The sequence below is a fragment of the Terrisphaera buseokensis genome, assembly GCF_047521145.2.
GTDB lineage: Bacteria > Verrucomicrobiota > Verrucomicrobiia > Opitutales > Opitutaceae > ER46.
In genome coordinates this window covers 1,425,279-1,444,779 of the sequence record NZ_CM134186.1, presented here as the reverse complement: position 1 = coordinate 1,444,779, position 19,501 = coordinate 1,425,279, and the positions used below count along the sequence as shown (strand labels likewise).

15 protein-coding genes are annotated in these 19,501 nt (G+C 65.8%); 7 read left to right on the top strand and 8 right to left on the bottom strand.

Annotated elements, in window-relative coordinates; translation table 11 throughout:
* The 7 genes from ACLJEU_RS05225 to ACLJEU_RS05195 all read left to right on the top strand — a co-directional run bounded on the left by ACLJEU_RS05225 (window position 1) and on the right by ACLJEU_RS05195 (window position 10,461).
* Window positions 1-1,233 (top strand): MFS transporter, encoded by a 1,233-nt coding sequence (locus ACLJEU_RS05225; protein ID WP_414660620.1) that lies wholly within the window; start codon window positions 1-3, stop codon window positions 1,231-1,233.
* Between the two features lie 34 nt (window positions 1,234-1,267).
* On the top strand, window positions 1,268-2,518 hold the full coding sequence (locus ACLJEU_RS05220) for an MFS transporter (protein ID WP_414660621.1): 1,251 nt from the start codon (window positions 1,268-1,270) through the stop codon (window positions 2,516-2,518).
* On the top strand, window positions 2,515-4,851 hold the full coding sequence (locus tag ACLJEU_RS05215; protein ID WP_414660622.1) for an aminotransferase class III-fold pyridoxal phosphate-dependent enzyme: 2,337 nt from the start codon (window positions 2,515-2,517) through the stop codon (window positions 4,849-4,851). The genes ACLJEU_RS05220 and ACLJEU_RS05215 overlap by 4 nt, the downstream gene beginning before the upstream one ends.
* 48 nt (window positions 4,852-4,899) lie before the next feature.
* Window positions 4,900-5,889, top strand: coding sequence for a peptidyl-alpha-hydroxyglycine alpha-amidating lyase family protein (locus ACLJEU_RS05210; protein WP_414660623.1), 990 nt, complete (start codon window positions 4,900-4,902; stop codon window positions 5,887-5,889).
* Between the two features lie 68 nt (window positions 5,890-5,957).
* Complete coding sequence (locus ACLJEU_RS05205; RefSeq protein ID WP_457795343.1) at window positions 5,958-7,826, top strand: hypothetical protein; 1,869 nt, start codon at window positions 5,958-5,960, stop codon at window positions 7,824-7,826.
* Between the two features lie 67 nt (window positions 7,827-7,893).
* Window positions 7,894-9,075, top strand: coding sequence for an N-acetylglucosamine-6-phosphate deacetylase (locus ACLJEU_RS05200; RefSeq protein ID WP_414660625.1), 1,182 nt, complete (start codon window positions 7,894-7,896; stop codon window positions 9,073-9,075).
* 3 nt (window positions 9,076-9,078) lie between these two features.
* A complete protein-coding gene (locus ACLJEU_RS05195; protein ID WP_414660626.1) occupies window positions 9,079-10,461 on the top strand; it encodes an MFS transporter in 1,383 nt (460 codons plus the stop codon).
* A 39-nt stretch (window positions 10,462-10,500) separates the two neighbouring features.
* Here the strand turns inward: ACLJEU_RS05195 and ACLJEU_RS05190 are convergent, their stop codons facing one another.
* From ACLJEU_RS05190 to ACLJEU_RS05155, 8 genes are all read right to left on the bottom strand, one after another.
* The gene (locus ACLJEU_RS05190) at window positions 10,501-11,511 is read right to left on the bottom strand and encodes a D-2-hydroxyacid dehydrogenase (RefSeq protein WP_414660627.1); all 1,011 of its coding nucleotides are present in this window, start codon (window positions 11,509-11,511) and stop codon (window positions 10,501-10,503) included.
* Between the two features lie 155 nt (window positions 11,512-11,666).
* Window positions 11,667-12,908: a mandelate racemase/muconate lactonizing enzyme family protein gene (locus ACLJEU_RS05185; RefSeq protein ID WP_414660628.1), complete on the bottom strand. Its 1,242-nt coding sequence runs from the start codon at window positions 12,906-12,908 to the stop codon at window positions 11,667-11,669.
* Between the two features lie 62 nt (window positions 12,909-12,970).
* Window positions 12,971-14,791, bottom strand: coding sequence for a sialidase family protein (locus ACLJEU_RS05180; RefSeq protein WP_414660629.1), 1,821 nt, complete (start codon window positions 14,789-14,791; stop codon window positions 12,971-12,973).
* Between the two features lie 74 nt (window positions 14,792-14,865).
* Complete coding sequence (locus ACLJEU_RS05175) at window positions 14,866-15,732, bottom strand: hypothetical protein (protein WP_414660630.1); 867 nt, start codon at window positions 15,730-15,732, stop codon at window positions 14,866-14,868.
* Entirely contained in the window at window positions 15,729-16,655 is a 927-nt protein-coding gene (locus ACLJEU_RS05170; RefSeq protein ID WP_414660631.1) for a beta/alpha barrel domain-containing protein, read from the bottom strand. The genes ACLJEU_RS05175 and ACLJEU_RS05170 overlap by 4 nt, the downstream gene beginning before the upstream one ends.
* 45 nt (window positions 16,656-16,700) lie before the next feature.
* Entirely contained in the window at window positions 16,701-17,156 is a 456-nt protein-coding gene (locus ACLJEU_RS05165) for a YhcH/YjgK/YiaL family protein (RefSeq protein WP_414660632.1), read from the bottom strand.
* 59 nt (window positions 17,157-17,215) lie between these two features.
* Window positions 17,216-18,211, bottom strand: coding sequence for a D-2-hydroxyacid dehydrogenase (locus ACLJEU_RS05160; RefSeq protein WP_414660633.1), 996 nt, complete (start codon window positions 18,209-18,211; stop codon window positions 17,216-17,218).
* Between the two features lie 8 nt (window positions 18,212-18,219).
* A complete protein-coding gene (locus tag ACLJEU_RS05155) occupies window positions 18,220-19,425 on the bottom strand; it encodes a mandelate racemase/muconate lactonizing enzyme family protein (RefSeq protein WP_414660634.1) in 1,206 nt (401 codons plus the stop codon).
* Window positions 19,426-19,501 lie beyond the last annotated feature (76 nt).

Genomic DNA, 19,501 nt, shown 5'->3' with positions numbered 1-19,501 from the left:
ATGTCCACTCCCTCGTCGCTCCACGCCCGCGCCTGGCTCACCGTCGCCCTCCTCTGGGTCGTCGGCGCGCTCAACTACCTCGATCGGGTGATGATCACCACGATGCGGGGATCGGTGATCGAGGCGATCCCGATGACCGACGCCCAGTTCGGGCTGCTCACGTCTGTCTTCCTCTGGGTTTACGCCGTGCTCAGTCCGTTTGCAGGCTTCCTCGCCGATCGCTTCAGTCGATCGCGTGTGATCATCGCCAGCCTGTTTGCGTGGTCGGTGATCACGTGGCTGACGGCGCATGCGACGACCTTTGGTGAACTCCTCGCGACGCGCGCCCTGATGGGCATCAGCGAGGCGTGTTACATTCCCGCCGCGCTCGCGTTGATCACCGACTATCATCGCACGACCACGCGCTCGCTCGCGGTCGGCGTGCACATGAGCGGCATCATGGTCGGCTCCGGTCTGGGCGGCCTCGGTGGCTGGATCGCGGAACGGCACGGCTGGGCGCACGCGTTCTCCCTCTTCGGCCTCGTTGGCATCGGCTACGCCGTCCTGGTCGCTTTCTTCCTGCGCGACGTGCCGCAGCCGCTCACGGCCACGTCCACGGCCAGTTCCAAATCCGACGTGAAGCTCGGCGCGGCGCTGGTGAGTCTGTTCAGCCGCGGCGCTTTCATTCTCGCGCTGTTTTATTGGGGCCTGCTCGGGCTCGCGGGTTGGGCGGTGGTGGGTTGGATGCCGACGTATCTCAACGAACACTTCCATCTTTCGCAGGGCACCGCCGGTCTTTCGGCGACCGGCTATCTCCAGGCCGCGGCGCTCGTCGGCGTGCTCCTCGGGGGCGTGTGGGCGGATCGCTGGAGCCGCACCAATCCCCGCGCTCCGATTCTGGTGCCGGTGATCGGGCTGTGCATCGCCGCGCCGGGCATCCTGTTGTCCGGCACCACGGACACGCTGTACCTCGCCATCGCCGGCCTGGTCGTGTTCGGCGTCACCAAATCATTTTCGGACAGCAACATGATGCCGATCCTTTCGTTGGTCGCGGACACGCGGTACCGGGCGACCGGATACGGCGTGCTCAACCTCTGCAGCTGCACGGTCGGCGGACTCACGGTGTACGCCGGCGGGGCCTTGCGCGACGCGCACATCGACGTGAACCGGATCTTTCAATTTGCCGCCGCCAGCATCCTGGTGTGCGCCACCCTGCTCTTCTTCGTGAAACCCAAAAATCCGCCGGCCAGTTAGCGCCTGCGGTTCGCCCACCCCCAGCCCCACGCCCATGAGTTCCACCGCCCCCACTTTGTCGAACCGGGCCTGGCTCATGGTCGCCCTGCTCTGGCTCGTCGCGTGTCTGAACTACCTCGATCGGATGATCCTCATCACGATGAGGACCTCGATCAAGGAGGCGATTCCGATGACCGACGCGCAGTTCGGTCTGCTCACCACGATCTTTCTCGTCTCCTACGGACTGCTGAGTCCGCTCGGTGGTTTCGTGGCGGATCGTTTCAGCCGCAGCCGCATCATCATCTTCTCGCTCTTCGCGTGGTCCGCCACGACGTGGCTCACCGCCCACGCGTCGACGTTTGGCGAACTGCTCTTTTACCGCGCGCTGATGGGCATCAGCGAGGCCTGCTACTTTCCTGCGGCCGGCGCGTTGCTGATGGACTATCACCGCAACTCCACGCGCTCGCTGGCCAACGGCATTCACCTGAGCGGGGTCATGGTGGGTTCGGGCCTCGGCGGGCTGGGCGGCTACATTGCTGACCGTCATCCCTGGACGTTTGTCTTCGAGCTGTTCGGTGCGATTGGCGTCGTCTACGCGGTCGTGCTGTTTTTCCTGCTGAAGGATCGACCGAAGGACGCGCCGACCACGGCCACGCCCGGCACGCCCGTCGCGGCACCCGGCGGAAATCTCTTCCAGGCGATCGCCAGCCTCTTCAGCCGGCCCGCCTATATTCTCGCGCTGCTCTTCTGGGGCCTGCTCGGGCTCGCCAGTTGGTCGTTCATCGGCTGGCTGCCCACCTACCTGACGGAACGTTTCGGCCTGTCTCAAGGCGAGGCCGGCCTCACGTCGATGGGCTACATCTATGGCGGTAGCCTGGTGGGCATGGTCGCGGGCGGATTCTGGGCCGATCGCTGGAGTCGCAAGTCCCCCCGCGCCCGCATCTGGGTGGGCGTCATCGGCGTGCTGCTGGCGACGCCCGCGATCCTCGTTGCCTCCAACGCCAGCGTGCTCGCCCTCGTGCTGGTCGCGCTGGTGATCTACGGTTTCGCCCGGCCGTTTCCCGACGCAAATATGGTGCCGATTCTCTGCCAGATCGTCGACCCGCGGTACCTCGCCACGGGCGTCGGCGTGCTCAACATGTTCGCGGTGTTCGTTGGCGGCGCGACGATCTATGCGGGCGGCGCGCTCCGCGACGCGAAGGTGGACATCACGACGTTGTTCAACTGCGGCGCCGCCGGGCTGGTGGTGTGCGCGGTCCTGTTGTGGTTCGTACGCGAATCGAAGTCCAAGCCTGTCTCCCCATGAAGTACGTCCAGACCCTCGACCCGCGGGATCTCGCTCTCGCCGGGAAACGCCTGACCGGTTTCCTGCCGGCGGAGATTTTCGACATCCACACGCACCCCTATCATCCGGGGCACTTCGCGCCGGGCGCGTGGAGCCTGTTCGACGGGATGGGACCGCAGGGCTGCGTGGAACACCGGGCCGCCCTGCAACGCTACATGCCGGTGCCCACGATTCACGGGCTCTACTTCGGCATGCCGCACAAGACGGTGAACCGGCCGGCGATGAACGACTGGGTGGCTGGTGAAGTCGCCGCGCACGGCACGCCCCTCAGCCGTGCGTTGATGGTGGCGTCACCCGCCGACGATCCGGCGCTCGTGGCCGCCGCGCTCCGCAGCGGCAAATTCTGCGGACTGAAAGTCTATCACGTTTTCGCGAACCGGCCCGACACGATGCACGCCGCGGTCGAGGAGTTCGCCCCGGAGTGGATGTGGGAAGTGCTGCACGAAGTGCGGGGCGTGCTGCTACTGCACATCGTGCGCGACGGCGCGATGGACGACCCGGCGAATCAAGAGTCCCTGCGCCGGCTGTGCCGCAAATATCCCCGCGCCCAGCTGATCCTCGCGCACATCGCGCGCAGCTTCACCTATCGCAATGCCCGCGAGGGTCTGCGTTTCCTGGTCGATCTGGATAACGCGGTCGTGGATACGTCGGCGGTGTGCGAGGCGGAAGCGTTTCGCGCGGCGCTCGAAATCCTCGGCCCGCGGCGCGTGCTCTGGGGCTCCGACTTCGCCGTGAGCGAACTCCGCGGCCGGTGCGTCACGACCGGCGAACTCTTTTTCTGGCTGCACCCGGAGGTGATTCGTCCGGACTACAAGGCCGCCACGAACAGCGACATGACCCTGGTCGGCATCGAATCGCTGATCAGCCTGCGCGAGGCCTGCGAAGACACCGGGCTCACACGGAGTGATCTCGACGACATCTTTCGCAACAATGCGCTGCGCGTGCTCGCGCCGCATCTGCCGGAGTCGGCGCGACCGGTGCCGGCCGATGGCCCCGCCCTCTGGCAGCGCGCGCGCACCGTCATCTCGGGCGGCACAGGCCTGCTTTCGAAACGCGCCGAGATGTTCGACGCCAAGACGTGGCCCTCGTATTTCTCGCGTTGCGCGGGCAGCGAGGTCTGGGATCTCAACGACCGGCGCTACGTCGACTTCGCGGGCGGGGTCGGCGCGATCCTGCTGGGCTACGCCGATCCCGACGTCACCGCCGCCGTGCGCCGGCGGCTGAGTCTCGGCACGTATTGCTCGCTGGTGAACCCACAGGAGGTGGAGCTCGCGGAACAGCTGCTCGCGCTGCATCCTTGGGCCGGCAAAGTGCGCTACGCGCGCGGCGGCGGTGACGCCATGGCGATGAGCGTGCGTATCGCCCGCGCGGCTACGGGCCGCAGCGGCGTGGCATTCTGCGGCTATCACGGTTGGCACGACTGGTACCTGGCCGCGAATCTCGGCGAAACCGACGCCCTCAACGGCCATCTGCTGCCCGGCCTCGAACCCCGCGGCGTGCCGCGCGAGCTCAAGGGCACGTCGGTACCCTTCCGCTACAACGATCTCGCGTCGTTCGATGCCGCGCTCGCGAAACTGGGCGACAACCTCGCCGCCGTCGTGATGGAGCCGATGCGCTCCCAGCTGCCGCAGAATGATTTTCTCTCCCAGGTGGCAGCGCGCTGCCGCGCCGCCGGCGGCGTGTTCGTCGTTGACGAGGTCACGAGCGGCCTGCGTTACGGCTTCCCCGGCGCGATGGCGAAACTGGGCATCGAACCGGATGTGGCCGTGTACGCGAAGGCGATGAGCAACGGTTTTCCCTTCGGCGCCGTCATTGGCCGCGATCCCATCATGCAGGCGGCCGATGGTAGTTTCATTTCCTCCAGCTACTGGACCGATGGCGTGGGTCCCGCCGCCGCCCTCGCCGTGCTGGCAAAAATGATACGGCTCAACGTGCATGACACGATCTGGGCCCGCGGCGGCGCGCTGCAGACGGCGCTGCGGACGCTGGCGTCGCGCCACGCGGCGTGCCGGCTCACCGTGGGTGGCATGCCGGCGACGCCCACGATGACCTTCGGTCTCGGCGCGGACACCCCGCTCGCCCAGGCGCTCTACGTGCGCAAGATGCGCGAGCGCGGATTCCTCGTCGCCTCGTATTACTACGTGATGCTCGCCCACGACGAAGCCAAGGTGCAGTCGATGCTCGCCGCCGCCGACGAGTCCATGGGTGAAATCGCCACGTTGATCACGAACGGCCAGCTCGCCGATGAAGCCGGCGTGCCGCGCGGCGAGCGCGGTTTCGCACGGCTGGCGTGATCGCTATCAGGCGAAAAGGACTCCCAGGAAACCTCCGAGCCAAGTTCCATGAACGCCCTGCGTGCCGTCGGCTTCACCTCCTCATCCTCCTCGCGCCTCGAGCCGGTCCCACACTGGCCGCGCCTGCCGTCGTCGATCGTCCTTGATCGCGTCGTCGGCGTCGCACTCGACTCGCGGGGCTTCGTCTACCTCGCCCACCGCGGGGAGCATCCGCTGCTCTGCCTGAATCCCGACGGCACGCTCTGCCGCGAAGTGGGCGCCGCGTTTCAAAAAGTGTCCACCGCCTATGACCGGCGCGGCCCCGTGCCGATTCCGATCGCCACGCGCTGCTGGATGCACGGCCTGCACGTGGACCCGTGGGACAACGTCTGGATCACCGATGTCGGCCGCCATTTGGTGATGAAGTTCAGCCCCGCCGGCGAGCTGCTGCTCACACTCGGGGTCGACGGCGAGCCCGGTTGCGATGCGCGCCATTTCGATCAGCCGACGCACATCTGCGTCGTGCCCTCGGGCGACGTATTCATCACGGACGGATACGGCAACTCGCGCGTCGTGAAGTTCACCGCCGCGGGCGACTACGTCCTCGACTGGGGCCGGCGCGGCACCGCTCCCGGTGAGTTTCACACCCCGCATGTGATCACGCTCGGCCCCGACGGCCTGCTCTACGTCACAGACCGCGAGAACGATCGGATTCAGGCTTTCGATCAACACGGACACGTGCAGGCCGCGTGGCCCGGGCTGCACTCGGTCGACGGCCTGTTCGCCGCACCGGATGGCCTCCTCTACGGCTCCGCCGGCATCGACAACGCCGTGCTGCGCCTCGACCGCAGCGGACGCGTCCTCGACGTCTGGGCCGAGCCCGGGATGTTCCGCTACCCCCACGCCATTGCGGTGGACGCCACCGGCGCACTCTACACGGCCGACACCGGCGACACGTGGACCGTGACCGGCCGTCTGCCGGAAGAGCGCAGCATGGCGACGCGCACCGGTCCCGAGGGCAGCGCGCTGCGCAAACTGACGGTGCACGCGCGGCCGTGAGCACCGTGCGTCGATCCGATTTCAGTCGCGCATCGTACGCGGCACTCGCGCTCGCAGGCGCCTGCATCATGGCGGCCATTTTCGTTCCAACACCGGCGCGCGCAGCCGAGACGCCCGCTCCGCCCAAGCAACTCTCCGTCACGGTCGATTTCCCCGACGACATCACGAAAGGCCCGTTCGACGCCGCTCGACTCGATGCCGTGATGGCCACGATTCACGACGTCGGTGCGCGCCGCGTGAACTGGATGTACTACGGCGAGATCGAGGAGAACGATCCCCGCCGCGGCAACATCTGGTATGGCCACTGGGCGACCTACGGACCGCAGACGATCGCAACGCTCGGCGAACCGTTGCGCGCTGCGGTGAAGGCCGCCAAGTCCCGCGGCCTCGAAATCTACGGCATGCTCAAACCGTACAACGGCGGGCTCTCCGGCACCTATCCCACCGGCTCTCCCGAGGCCGGATCAAAATCCAAACTCACGCGCATCGGCGGCACGGTGCAGCAAGTCATCCCATTCCTGGAAACGCATCCCGAGATGCGACTGCAACGCCGCCCCACCGCTCCCGCGGCAGCCGTCCGCGGTCCCATCCGCGAAATCCGGCTGGTGAAGGCCAACGCCGCCGCGACGCGGCTCCGCCCGGAGCATCTGCGCCTCTGGGTCAGCGCGGATAATTTCAAGTATCGGCCGCTGCCGCTCGTGCCGACGGGTTCCTCCGGGGTGGAGCCCGCGCGGCGCGAGGTGCGCGACTACCACGGCAACGTCCTGACGCGGGCGGGTGATCCCGTGCAGGTCGTGCGCCTCACGGGCCTCGACGTGCGCGAGCCGTTCATCGTGCTGACGACCACCTTCGGCGACGGCGCGGGCGACTTCGCCAACACGCCCATCGGTATGATTGAAGTCGTGGGCGACGCCGGCCAAACGCTCGACTGCGTCGTGGCGACGCATGCCGCGCTCTGGATTCGGCCGCGCGACTTTCGCACCTACGGCCTCGAGTTCGACATGGGTTACGGCCACCTCCCGGTGACGCTCGACGAACCGTGGAAGGGCGTGAAGGGCGATCCGTGGAAACCGTTTTCCGGCAAGGACGAGTTTGAGCAGGAAACACTCTTTGGCAAAGGCCCGGTCGGCGGCTTCGTGGGCATCGCCCTCGGGAAAAATGAATTCCTCGCCGCCGCCCCGTGCGAGGCGTATCCGGAAGTCCGTGACCTCTGGCTCGGCTGGGTGCGGGCGATGCTCGACGCCGGTGTCGATGGTGTGAACCTGCGCATCTCCGCCCACGGCTGTCTCTCCGACGAACCGGAGGCCTACGGCTGGAATCCGCCGGTGCTCGCCGCGTATCGCCAGCGCTTCGGCAACGGCCCGATCGAGCGCGGGAAACTCGCGGCCGTCCGCGGCGAGTTCTACTCCGCCTTCATGCGCGACGCCGCCGCGCTGATCCACGCACGCGGGAAGAAACTGCAGGTTCATTTGCACGCGGAGGCTTTCCGCCCTGATCCGGTCTTCGGCCAGCAGAACGGCGTGCCGGCCAACATCGACTTCGAGTGGCGGCGCTGGATCAACGAGGGCCTCGTCGACGAGGTTTATCTGCGCACCAGCTGGTTCGAGGCCGCCGAAGATCCGCTCGGCGCCAAGGCCACCGTGCGCAGCAAACTCACCCGCGCGCTCGCCGATCCCGTGGTGACCGAGATGCTCGCCGCCGCCGCCGCACGGCGCTTGCCCGTCACGCTCAACCGCTACATCGGCCGCGCCGCCGGCCTCGACGAATATCTCGATGACTTGTCGTTGATCACGGCGGACCCGCGTTTCACCGGCTTCGACATCTACGAATTCTTCGATCTCGCTCAATCGGATCCCACGCAGCCCGGCCTCACGCCGCGCCTCGGCCGGACCGACGGCCTGAAGGCACGCTGGCGCGCGCTGAACCCGATGCGGTAGAAGTAATCGCGCCACGGCGGATTCGCTTCGACTCCATTCCCATCCGCGGCACCACACTTTGACGACCATGGCGACCACGCTGATTCAAAACGCCCGTATCCTTTATCCCGGCACACACACGGCGCCGGGAGCGTTGCTCCTGCAGGACGGCCGCATCGGGGCGATCGATCCGGCGCCAACCGCCGTGCCGGCCGACGCCACCCGCCTCGATGCCCAGGGCCGGTTGCTGACTCCGGGCCTGATCGATCTGCACACGCACGGCATCGGCCATCACCTCTACGAATCGTCGCCGGAAAGTCTCCAGGCGGGCCTCGGGTTTGCACCGCGCTTTGGCACCACGGCCGTCCTGCCCACGCTCTATCGCGTGATGAACCGGCCCTCGCTGCCGCAGCTCGAACAACTCTCGCGTGCGCTCGACCACGTGAGCGACGTTTCGGTACCCGGCTGGCACCTGGAAGGTCCGTTCCTCAAACTTCCCGGAGCCGGCGCGGACACGATCCCGGGCGACCTCGGATTGCTCGCCGAATTGCTTGCCGCCACGGGCGGCCGCACGCGCGCGATGTCGATCAGCCCGGACACGCCGAACATTCTGCCCGTGATCGAACGTCTCGTGGAACAGTCCATCGTGCCGTTCATCACGCACACGCGTGCCTCCGTCGAGGAAACGGAGCGCGCCATCGACGCCGGCGCCTGTCATGCGACGCATTTCTACGACGTGTTTCCCGTTCCTGACATCACCGAGCCAGGGGTGCGGCCGTGCGGCGCGGTGGAAACGATTCTGGCAGATCCGCGTTGCTCCGTGGACTTCATCTGCGACGGCGTGCACGTCGCGCCGGTCGCCGTCCGCGCGGCGCTCGCGGCCAAGGGCTTCGCCGGCATCGTCCTGATCACCGACTCCAACATCGGCGCAGGCCTGCCCGATGGCGTTTATCCCACGACCTTCGGCTTTCCCGTGAAGGTGTCAGCGACGAACGCCGCCCGCATCCACGATCCCGCGCACAAGAGTCACGGCGGTCTCGCCGGCAGCGCCCTGACGATGAATGTCGGCATCGCGAACCTGCATCGCTGGCTTAAGATCCCCTCGGAACAGATCTGGGCCATGGGCACATCCAACCCCGCACGCCGGATGGGTCTGAAGAACAAGGGCGCCATCGCCGTCGGTGCCGACGCCGACGTGGTGATTTGGAACGACAACTTCACCGCGGCGCACACGTGGGTGGCCGGACGCCGCGTATTCAGTGCGGCCTGACGCATGATCTTTCCCACGCAGAAAAGTGCGCCGGAGTTGATGCCCTACCGTCACGGGCTCTACTTCTCGTTTTTCAACGCGCTGAACTGGCAGGTCGCGATCGGCATCCCGACGGTGCTCTTCATGCAGGAGCTCGGCGCCGATTCGTTCCAGGTCGGGCTCACGTTTGCCTGGACGTTCCTGCTGACTCCGGTGCAGGTGCTCGCCACGGCGTTTCTGCCGCATCTCGGCTTCAAGCGTCTGACGCTCGCGGGTTGGAGCGCACGGGGCTGGTGCCTCGTGGTGCCGGCGGGCCTCGCGCTGCTGGCCCCGCGCGAACCCGCGCCCTGGATGATCTACGCGATGGTGACGACGATGTTCATCTACAGCCTGACCCGGGCCGTCGGCACCGCGTCGCTCACGACGTGGATTTATCAACTGGTGCCGAGTTCGCTGCAGGGACGCTACTGGTCCACCGATCAGATCATCTCCGGCAGCGCCATCATGGGCGCCCTGGTGGCTTACTCCGCGCTGTTCTGGCTGCTCCCGATCTACGTCGCGTTCGTGGTGCAGTATGTTGTGGCGATCATCGGCGCCGTGATGGCGTACGTGCATCTCAACAAGCTGCCCGACGTGGAGAAGCCGAAGCTGCTGAGCCTGGAGAAGATCGTCACGGAGACGCCGCGGCTCGTCACGCAGCCCAGCCTGTATCGCACATACCTGTGGCTGTCGGTGGCGCTCTTCTTCACGATCACGCCGATCGCGCCGTTCGCCGCGTTTTACCTGAAGGCCACGGCGGGACTCACCACGGCGCACATCATGTTGCTCACGATGCTCACGTACGTGGGCCTCATCGGCGCCAACCACTTCATGCGGCCGCGGCTCGATCACCACGGCGCCAAGCCGTTCTTCCGCGTATCGTATATTTGTTTTGGCCTGATTGCACTCGGCTGGCTGGCGTACCTCTACACCAAGGGACACTGGCTGCTGTTTCTCCCGGTGATCTACCTCGTGCAGGGCGTGGCGTCGGGCTGCTGGACCTCGGCCAATCTCAACTACCTCGCGAAGATCGTGCCCGAACAGGATCGCGCGCTTCCGGTGTCGATTCACGGTGCGGTCATCACGTTCATTGGCGGCTGCTCGCCCGTGTTGTGGGGACTGTTCATGAAGGGCCACGCCGATCCCTCGCAGGTAAACATCGTCGCGTTCGAAATCTTCTTCGCGGTGCTGCTGGTCACCGCCGTGGGGATGTTCTGGTTTGTCGGTCGGCTGCCCGAGAAGACCGGCACGACCGCGCCGCTGCTGCAAGGCGGCTGGGCGCTGCGGCCCTTTCGCGGCGTCGCGAACCTCATCAACCTCGTGGAGAAGCCCGCCGAGAAAAAGGAAGAGAGTCCGCCCGAGCGTTGAGGTGAGCGCGATTCGCGCCCCGCGACACCGGAGAGAGCGCTACGCCCCCGCCAGCTGCGCCGGTGTGAGTTCGTTGAGCAGTGGCTCACCAGCGGCGAACCGCGCGACGTTCTGCGCAAAGATCTCCCACAGACGTTCCTTGAACCGCGGGCTCAGGCTCGAGCCGGAAATGTGCGGAGTGAAGATCACGTTGGGAAACGTCCACAACGGGTGTTCCGGCGGCATCGGGTATTTGTAGTGCGTGTCGATCGCAGCGCCGGCGATCCACTTCTCCTCGAGCGCACGCAGCAACGCCCGCTCCTGGATGATCGGGCCGCGCGCGGGATTGAGCACGTGCGCGGTGCGCGGCAGCGCCGACAGCTCGCGTTCGCCGATCAGGCCTTCCGTTGCTTTCGTGAGCGGCAGCGCGACGATCAGGAAATCGAGGCCGCTGAGAAACGCCTGCTCTTCCCCCGCGCGGAAAACGCGATCCGGCAGCACGCCGGCGGGATCGCCGGTGCCGGGCACGGTGAACACCTCGGTGCGGGGCGCGACGCCGTTCCGCGTCATGACATGCACCCGCATGCCCAGCTGCCGTGCCAGTCGCGCCGTCTCGCGACCGATGCCGCCATAGCCCCAGATCCCGACCGTGAGGCCGCGGATTTCCCGCTGAAACATCGCACTGCGATCCCAGATCGCGGCGTCCTGGTTGCGAATCATCTGTCGCAGGTCGCGCGCGAGGTTCACCATCATCGCGATATTCCATTCCGCAATCGGAACGTCGAAGCAGCCGCGGCCGTTGGTGGCGCGAATGCCGCGCGCGGGGAGATCCAGGCCGAACAACTGGGAGTAACCCGTCGACGCCAGCTGCACCCAGCGCACCGCTTTCATGTCGGCGAAGTTCGTCGGCGGAAACGTGCAGAACAAGACGTCAGCGTCAGCGATCCGCGCCGGATCGAGCGAACGCGCCGCCTCGACGGGAGGCGTGATGCAGTCGATGGCGAAGGTGCCGGCGCGCTCGAGCGCGGCAAGAGCCGCCGGTTCAACGGCGACATCAATGAGAAGTTTCATAAGGAAGGCGCGAGGGCGATGCAGCGAAGGGAAGGTTTGAATGGGACCGGCGACCGCCCCCGGTCGCTTTCGGAAAATAGGTTCGGCGGTCGGTATCAGCCGGAGGCGACCGGGGGCGGTCGCGGTCCCAGAAGACCAGGCGCTGGCTACGCGTGTTAGCGCGCCGCAAGCAGCTTGTCTTCACATTCCCGCAGATTTTTTCCGGGCACGCTGTTGAACTCGCCGCTGCCGGGCTTGAAGGGATAGCGGCGCTTGATCTCGTCCGTCAGCACGACCCCGAAACCCGGCCGATCCGGGGGCAGCACGTAGCCATCCTTCAGCACAAGCCCGCCGTCGATCACCTCGGAGTGCAGTCCGGCGTAGTCCGGCGCAATCTCGAGGATGCAGGTGTTCGAAGCCGCGAAGCCGGCGTGGATATTCTGCATCAGCGAGCCGCCCGCGCCCCAGGCGTGGGTGGCGATCTTGCGGCCACGATCAGCCATCAGCTTTGCCACCGCCATGAACTCGCCGATGCCACCGGTGAACGAAGCGTCGGGCTGCCCAATGTCGAATGAGTCCTGCTGCGCGAACACGCGCCACTCATACATCGCCGTCAGGCACTCGCCGCCGGCAATCGGCACCGTCGTGGCCTTGCAGAGCTCCGCGTAGCCCCACGGATCGGTGTAGTGCAGCGGCTCCTCGAAGAAGAAGAGGTTGAACGGCTCGAGCGCCTTCGCCACCGCGATGGCGATCTCCACCGTCCACGTCTGGCCAGGGCTGTTGCCCATGTGGCCGTCGAGCATGATCCACGCGTCCTGGCCCGCGTGCGCGCGCATGAAGCTCAGCTTGTCCGCCTCGAAATCGGCCGCCTCGTGCGGCGTCATCGGCGTGTACCAGCCCTTCTCGACCGTGCGAGAACCGGTCGCGACCTTGAGGCCGCGGAAGCCCAGCGAGAAATAGTGATCGATCTTCTTTCCGAGCTTCTCCTTCGGATAATTACTCGGTCCGCCCGTCGCGTAGGCCGGCAGCTTCGCGTGCTGACTGCCGCCGAGCAATGCGTGCACCGGCAGGCCGAGCAGTTTGCCCTTCAGGTCCCAGAGCGCGGCCTCGACGCCGTTAAGCACGGACGTGCCGAGACCGACGCGACACCAGAAGTTGCCGCACTGATACATCCGGCGCCACAGTTCCGGAATGTCATCGACCGTCTGCCCGACGAGGATGGGTTTGAAAAAGTCGACGATGGCCGGCACCGCCTCCGGACAAAAGTATCCAGCGTACGTCTCGCCGATGCCGATGTGCGGACCGTCGGTGATGATTTCAATGAACGCGGCGCTGCGCAGCCGGCGCGCTTCGCGGAGAAACGGATCGTTGGTGCAGGGGCCGGTGAGCAGCGTGGTGCGAACGTCGGTGATGGTCATGCGATGTGATGAAGAAAGTTCAGATCGAGGCACGCCGGGCCGGTTGGGCGAAAATCACCGGCTCATTTTTCTCGCCCGTCCGGCGCCGCAGCGGGTTTCCAAAACGTGCTGCCGATAAAATATTTTCCGAACTGATTGTAGTAATAGACCGTGAGCACGCGGCCGTCCGCCAGTTCCAACGACTCGGGGTAACCCACATCCCAGTTGCCAAAATCGTTGCGCAGCTGTACCTCCGTCGCGAGGTCCCAGGTCTCACCATTGTCACGGCTGAAGCAGGCGCGCACGCCGGTCGGACGCGTGTGTGGCGTGCGGATGCCATACGACGCCAGCAGCCGCCCGTCCTTGAGTTGGATGAGATCAACCGGGTGGCCGATCATCTCCGTCTTCCTGACCTGCACCCAGGTTTTGCCCGCGTCGTCGGAGTGCGTCACCCAGATGGCATTGTCGGGACCGTGATTGCGCAGGGCAGCGACGATGCGTCCGGTCTTTGTCCGCACGATGCCGGGTTCCACGAAGCCACCGAGCTTGCCGCCGGGGTCGGCCGCGATCGTGGAAAGATACGTCCACGTCTGACCCTGATCCGTCGACCGCAGCATGATAGCGGACGAATTGGCCGGATCCGCTTCCGTGCCCGAGCCGATCACGCCCATGAGAATCGTGCCGTCGGGCATCACGATGGGCGCATCGGTCGGGCCTTCGACGTCGTGAAACGGCATGGCCTTCGTATCGATGAAGCGAGGCGCGGACCAGGTGCGTCCATTGTCCCTGGATACAATCGTGTAGGAACCAAGATACCGCAGACCTTGATCGGCTTTCTGCAATACCGGCAGGTTCTGCCTCCAGTTGAAGTTGTAGCTGCCGTCGGGGTTGTAGAGATTGTTGTAGAAAATGCCGACGAGGATCGTGCCATCGGGCAACTGCACGCCGCAGCCTTCGCGTTCGTCCACGTCCTTCAGCCCTGCGATCACCTGGCGATCGCCCCACGTCCTGCCACCGTCCTTGGAGCGCACCATCACGACATCGCCGTCGTTCGAATAGTGCTCGGTGGCCTCGCGGGTCATCATCAGCAGATCGCCATTTTGCAGTGTGATCAGATCCGCCGGGTGGAGGTGGCGGAAGCCGTTTTGATAAACCACGTGGTGCTCGAACCGATCGCGGCCCAGCGGGTTCGCGTACACCTGTGTCGCGAGCATGTGCGTCTGCTGATTGGTCACCGCCGCATCGCGGCGCAGGGCGTCGAGTTCGCCGTTCATGATCGCGGGCGTCATCTGCAGCGTATCCGTGCGATTCTTCACCATGAACCAGCCGTGGTTCCAGCCGGCGAAGGGCTGCAGTTCCACCTGGAGCGTGACCGGCTTGCCCGCCTCGACCATCGAAGCCGGAACGGTGAGCCGGTAAATGCCGCTGTTGCCGTTGAGCTCGAGCTGCCGGTGCGCGTTGAAGTAGGGAAATTCGACGCGCTTCGAAACGTACCGCAACTCGACCTCGCCTTCCCTCCACACGAAATCGCGTGTCACTCCGATGCGAAACGTCAGCGCATATTTGCCGTCGACGCTCAGCCTGGCTTCAGGACCGCGGGTGAACTCGGACGGCAGCACTGCGCTGGCACCAATGAAGGCGAACGTCGTCTTCGCCTTCGCCGGCACCGCCGCGGTCTCCCAGGAAACGAGATTCTTCGTCATTTGCCCCGGCGCCCACCAGCCGGCCGTCATCGATCCGACGGACATGCCGCGAAAATCGAGGCTCGCGATGCTGCGGTTGGCGTTGTGGTGAAAGACCGTTTTCTCGAAACCCTCTGCGGTTTGCGCACCCGCTGGCCCAGTCGTTTGCGGAAACGCGAGCGGGACGAAAAGAACGAAGGCGGCGAAAGCGAGCAGGCGCATGGCGGCGGGAGCAGTGGGATTGCGCGAAGAGATGTTCGTGACGAAGCGAAACGATTCGCCGGGCTGCGGTGAGATTACCTGGCGGCGACGCGACCGGCCTCGCGCCATTGCCGGCGCAGGTCACGCGCCACCGCGAGCGCATCGCTCCACGTGTCGCGGTGACAGCTCAGACCGTAGGCGGGCGCCGCGTGCCCCAACTCGGGCACCGCGAGGACAGGAGTGGTTTTTCCTTCGCGGTGCAGATGCGTCAGCAGGGCGGCGGAGTAAACGAGCCAGTCGCGGTACTCCGGCGTGCGCCGTCCGGCCGCGGTCAGCACGGGAATCTGGCAATGATGGCCGTTGAACGGCCGCAAATGAAACTGCTCCGCGCCCGCCAGCAATTCCGCGGGCTCGCGCAAATACTCCCAGAAGTCAGCGGCCGCGAGATGACGCACGACGGCGAAATGGGAGTGATCAAGACAGAGCGGCAATCGCTCGCCCGCGGCGGCGTGGTAACCGCGGCAAAGCGCGAGGGTCGCCTCGGGCGTTTCCGTGAACGTGTTGCGGTGGGTTTCGACGGTAAACGGCAGCTCGAGGTCGCGCGCGACGGCGCGAATCCGCAACGCCAGCTTCACCGCGTCGGCCAGCGGCGTGTCGTAGTCGCCGAGTTGCACATCAATCGCCGCGGCTCCGAGATCCTTCGCGGACTGAAAGGCGGGCACGATTTTATCCGCCGCCGCGATGCTGGTGATCGCGAGGTACTGCAACACTCCGCGCTCTGCCACCTGGGGAATCGGGGGCGAGAAAACACCTTCGAACCCGGCGGCCTGAATGGCCGCGAACTTGCGCGCCCAGCTCCACTCCCGCCGGCGCGTCGGGTATTGCCGCAATGACCACAGCGTCGCGAACAGCCAGAGCGGCCGCGCCGACGGACCCGGACGTGCTGCGAGCGAAGCGGTCACGAGCCGGAAGTCGCGCCCGGACGCCAACCGGCGGGAAGCGCGGCGAGGAAGCGCGCGAAGTCCGCCTCCGTGGCGCTCGCATACGGCGGCAGGAGGCGCAGCGGAAACGTCGGGTCCGACACCCGGAACAGCATCTTGTCGTACGCGCCGTCGATGTGGAACCGGTCGGCGGCGAGTTCCTTCAGGACTGCGACCATCGCGTTGAAATCGGCCACGTCGGCGTCGCGCTGCGAATCGTTGCCCGCGACAAACGCCTTCGCTCGTGCCGGATGCACCGACGCCAGCGAAATGAGCAAGCCGACGTCGTGCGTGCGCCGCGCGATCGCATAGCCCTTTTCCGTGATGAAGAAACGCAGCCGCGGCGTCAGCGTGAGCAGGTCGGCCAGGATGGCGGGGTCAGCCGTACTGTTCTTGACCGCGATGAAGTTGGGATGCGCCGCAGCGAGCCGGCGGTACTCCACCGAGGTCAGCAGTCGTTTCGTGCGCAGCAGATTGTAGTGGTGAAACTGGCAGTCGGGAAACCGCCCGCAGGTTTCGGCGAAAAACGCATCGACCTCCCGATCGTTCAGCGCGCCCCACGACGGCAGCGAGAGCTGAAACAGCCGGAAACCCAGGGCGCGGCAACGTTCGATGCGATCGATGATCGTCGGCAGCGACAGCGAGATGAGCCCGACCATCGGCGTCACGCCGCACTCCTGCGCGCTGCTCCAGAACGCCCGCGTAATCTGATCGAATTGTTTTTCGGATACGGCGTAGCCCTCGCCCGCAGTGCCGAAGACATAGATGTGGCGCGTCAGGTTTTTCGCGATCGTGTGGACCTGACGCCGGAACACGGGCTCGTCGAATTCAAGGCGATCGGTCCACGGCACGACCGCTGTGGCGAGAATGGAAACCGGCGAGTCAGAGGAAGGTGAGGCAGACATCGGGAAGCGTGAACGGAAGGTGCGGAGCGGTGACCGGTGCGGCGATCAGACCCGCACCTTGACGACGACCTTCAGCACCTCGGCGGGATCGCCCCAGGCGCACGACGGGATGTGGCCGTCCTCGGGGAAAAACACGGTGAACTGGCCCGCCGTCACCTGCACTGCGACGCCCTGCGGAATCAACCCGTACAGCGCGGCGTCCTTCTCCGCGTCGAACGGCATCGTGACATTCGTGAGCAGCGGCAGCGGCGCCCAGTACATCACCTCGCGGCCGCGCAGGACGTACTGCACGTCGATGTACTTCCGGTGCGATTCGTAGAGGCGTTCGGCGACAGGCTTCGTGGCGTGTTTCTGCACGAAGGCGAAGACGTCGTCGCCGGCGATTTCGTGCCGGCCGACCGTCGCCTGGTCGGTGACCTGATGCAGAAAGGCGAAGGCCTTTTCAAACCGGGGGGAAAGTGCGCTGTAGGTGCGCCATTGAGCGAGGGTATCGAGGATCATGGTGAAAAAAGTGCGGCTGGCGGAGGTCGCGCGGAGCGTGGGAGTGTGGAAGGCGCGGGTCAGTATCCGTTTTCTGGGTTCGTGAGATTGAGCAGTGGCCGGCCGGCGTGAATGCGGCGAAGATTCTCGGCGATCAAATCGACCATCAAGGGCCAGAAGCCCACGTATACGCCCGACATGTGCGGCGTCAGGATCAGGTTCGGAGCGTCGAAGAGGAAATGATCCGGCGGCAGCGGTTCCCGCACGAAGCAATCGACCACGGCCTCCGCGAGCTGGCCGCTGCGCAGGGCGTCGGCCAGCGCCTGTTCCGCCACAATCCCGCCGCGGGAAATCACAATCATTCGCGCCCCGGGTTTCATCAGGGCAAACTCCCGGGCTCCGATCATCGCCTCGGTCCGCGCGGTGCTGGGCACGGCGACGACCACGAGGTCGCACTCGGGCAGCAGGGCGTCGAGTTGAGACGGTCCGAACCAGGCGGCGGGAATCGTGCCGTCGGGATCGCCGGTGCCGGGCCACGCGTTGTAGCCGTCGTCACGGCGCTGGGACGGATCGCGTTTCAGACAGACGATACGCATGCCGAGCCCGGCCAGCTGGCGCGCGCACTCCCGGCCGATGCTGCCATAACCGATGATGCCGGCGGTCAGCCCGCGCAGCGTCGTGCCTGCGAGCGCCACCCGGTTCGGCCAGGTGCGCGACGGCTTGAACTGCAGCAGCTGGGGCATCCGGTGCGCCATCATCAGCCAGGTGCAGGTCACGTACTGCGCGATCGGGACGCCGTGGGTTCCACTGGCCGTTGTCACCGGAATGGCACTGTGCTGAATCGGATGGCCGAGGAGCTGGTTGGCTCCGGCGGACATCAGCTGCACCCAGCGCAGGCGGCTCCAGGCCTCGAGGTTGCGCGGCACCGCTTCGGTCACGAGAAAATCCACGCCGGCGGGATCGAGTTGATCAGCCGGTGCGTTCGCCTCGACGATCGCGAGGTCCGGCACGGTGGCACCGAGGGCGCGGCGCTGGTCGTCGGTCAGCCGAAAGATGGAATTGAGCAGCAGCTTCATCGGTCGGTTCAGGTGCGTTCGCCCGAACTCGGGACGAAGCGATATTTTTCGAGTAGCGCGGCGGGCAGGTGCACGCCGAGGCCGGGAGACGACGGCAGGCCGACGGTGCCCTCGTGCACGCTGAAATCATCGACCATCAGGTCGCGTTGGATCGAGCGGGCGGCGAGCACGTGTTCAAGCCACTCGACTGAATGCGACGCCGCGGCCAGATGCCACGAAGCGGCGAGCGACGGCCCCATGGATGCTCCCGTGTGAATCGCGGTGCCGAGATTGTACGCTTCAGCGTGGTGCATGACGCGCACCGTCTCCTGCAGTCCGCCAACGAAGCCTAGGTCGGGCTGGATGAGATTCACGCCCCGGCCCGCGATGAGCGGGTGAAACTGATCAAGCCCACACAGGCTTTCACCGCCAGCGATCGGAATGCGCGAGCGGGCCCGCAGCTCGCAGTAGCCGTCGAGGTTCGTGTAGGCGAGCGGCTCCTCGTAGAAGCGCAGGCGAAACGGCGCGAGTGTGTCCGCAATCGCGACGGCCTCGCTGACCGGAATCGGATTCGGCACACCGCCCTGGTGGCCGTCGATCGCCAGATCCATCGTCGTACCGAATTCCCGACGGAGGCGCGTGAAGCCTTCTGCCAGCACGGTGAGTTTTTCAGCAAACGGGAACCGCACCGGCTCGATGCGCCCCTGGCTCTTCGCGGCCTTGGCGGGCAGTTGATAAAAACCGGTGGAGAGTTTGGCGGCGCGATAACCGAGCTTCGCGTAGTACTCCACCTTGCGGACCAAATCGTCCAGCGGCCACAGCGACGGCCCGCCCGACGCGTAGACCGGAATGCGCTCGCGCACGCTGCCGCCCAACAGCTGGTACACCGGCACCCCCAGCGCCTTGCCTTTCAAATCCCACAGGGCGAGTTCGATCCCGCTGATGACACTTCGTCCGGCGCCCGACCGCGCCCACCAGACCGAGTCGTCGGTCAGCGCACGCGTCGTCTGAGCAATGGCCATCGGGTCGCGACCGATCAGGACCGGCCGGAAGTAATCGACCATCGCGGGCACGGCGTCGGGCGCGAAATAGCCCCACGTCGCTTCGCCCAACCCATCGAGGCCGGAATCGGTTTCGATCCGAATCACCGCCGTCGAATGCAACATCTGCGGAAACGACGGATCGTCGACCCACTGCGTCGTGAGCAGGTGTGTGACCACGTTGGTGATTTTCATGGGATCGAGTCGTTGGGTTCCGTCACGGCCGGGCAAAAAAAGTCGCCGCCCTGCGAGGCAAGGAGGCGACTTGGTT

What these genes read in the sequence shown, in the direction of transcription:
- ACLJEU_RS05155 (WP_414660634.1), bottom strand. Translation starts at nt 19,425, where the DNA reads ATGAAAATCACCAACGTGGTCACACACCTGCTCACGACGCAGTGGGTC.
- ACLJEU_RS05205 (WP_457795343.1), top strand. Translation starts at nt 5,958, where the DNA reads ATGGCGGCCATTTTCGTTCCAACACCGGCGCGCGCAGCCGAGACGCCC.
- ACLJEU_RS05185 (WP_414660628.1), bottom strand. Translation starts at nt 12,908, where the DNA reads ATGACCATCACCGACGTTCGCACCACGCTGCTCACCGGCCCCTGCACC.
- ACLJEU_RS05180 (WP_414660629.1), bottom strand. Translation starts at nt 14,791, where the DNA reads ATGCGCCTGCTCGCTTTCGCCGCCTTCGTTCTTTTCGTCCCGCTCGCG.
- ACLJEU_RS05160 (WP_414660633.1), bottom strand. Translation starts at nt 18,211, where the DNA reads ATGAAGCTGCTGCTCAATTCCATCTTTCGGCTGACCGACGACCAGCGC.
- ACLJEU_RS05165 (WP_414660632.1), bottom strand. Translation starts at nt 17,156, where the DNA reads ATGATCCTCGATACCCTCGCTCAATGGCGCACCTACAGCGCACTTTCC.
- ACLJEU_RS05210 (WP_414660623.1), top strand. Translation starts at nt 4,900, where the DNA reads ATGAACGCCCTGCGTGCCGTCGGCTTCACCTCCTCATCCTCCTCGCGC.
- ACLJEU_RS05215 (WP_414660622.1), top strand. Translation starts at nt 2,515, where the DNA reads ATGAAGTACGTCCAGACCCTCGACCCGCGGGATCTCGCTCTCGCCGGG.
- ACLJEU_RS05200 (WP_414660625.1), top strand. Translation starts at nt 7,894, where the DNA reads ATGGCGACCACGCTGATTCAAAACGCCCGTATCCTTTATCCCGGCACA.
- ACLJEU_RS05195 (WP_414660626.1), top strand. Translation starts at nt 9,079, where the DNA reads ATGATCTTTCCCACGCAGAAAAGTGCGCCGGAGTTGATGCCCTACCGT.
- ACLJEU_RS05190 (WP_414660627.1), bottom strand. Translation starts at nt 11,511, where the DNA reads ATGAAACTTCTCATTGATGTCGCCGTTGAACCGGCGGCTCTTGCCGCG.
- ACLJEU_RS05220 (WP_414660621.1), top strand. Translation starts at nt 1,268, where the DNA reads ATGAGTTCCACCGCCCCCACTTTGTCGAACCGGGCCTGGCTCATGGTC.
- ACLJEU_RS05170 (WP_414660631.1), bottom strand. Translation starts at nt 16,655, where the DNA reads ATGTCTGCCTCACCTTCCTCTGACTCGCCGGTTTCCATTCTCGCCACA.
- ACLJEU_RS05225 (WP_414660620.1), top strand. Translation starts at nt 1, where the DNA reads ATGTCCACTCCCTCGTCGCTCCACGCCCGCGCCTGGCTCACCGTCGCC.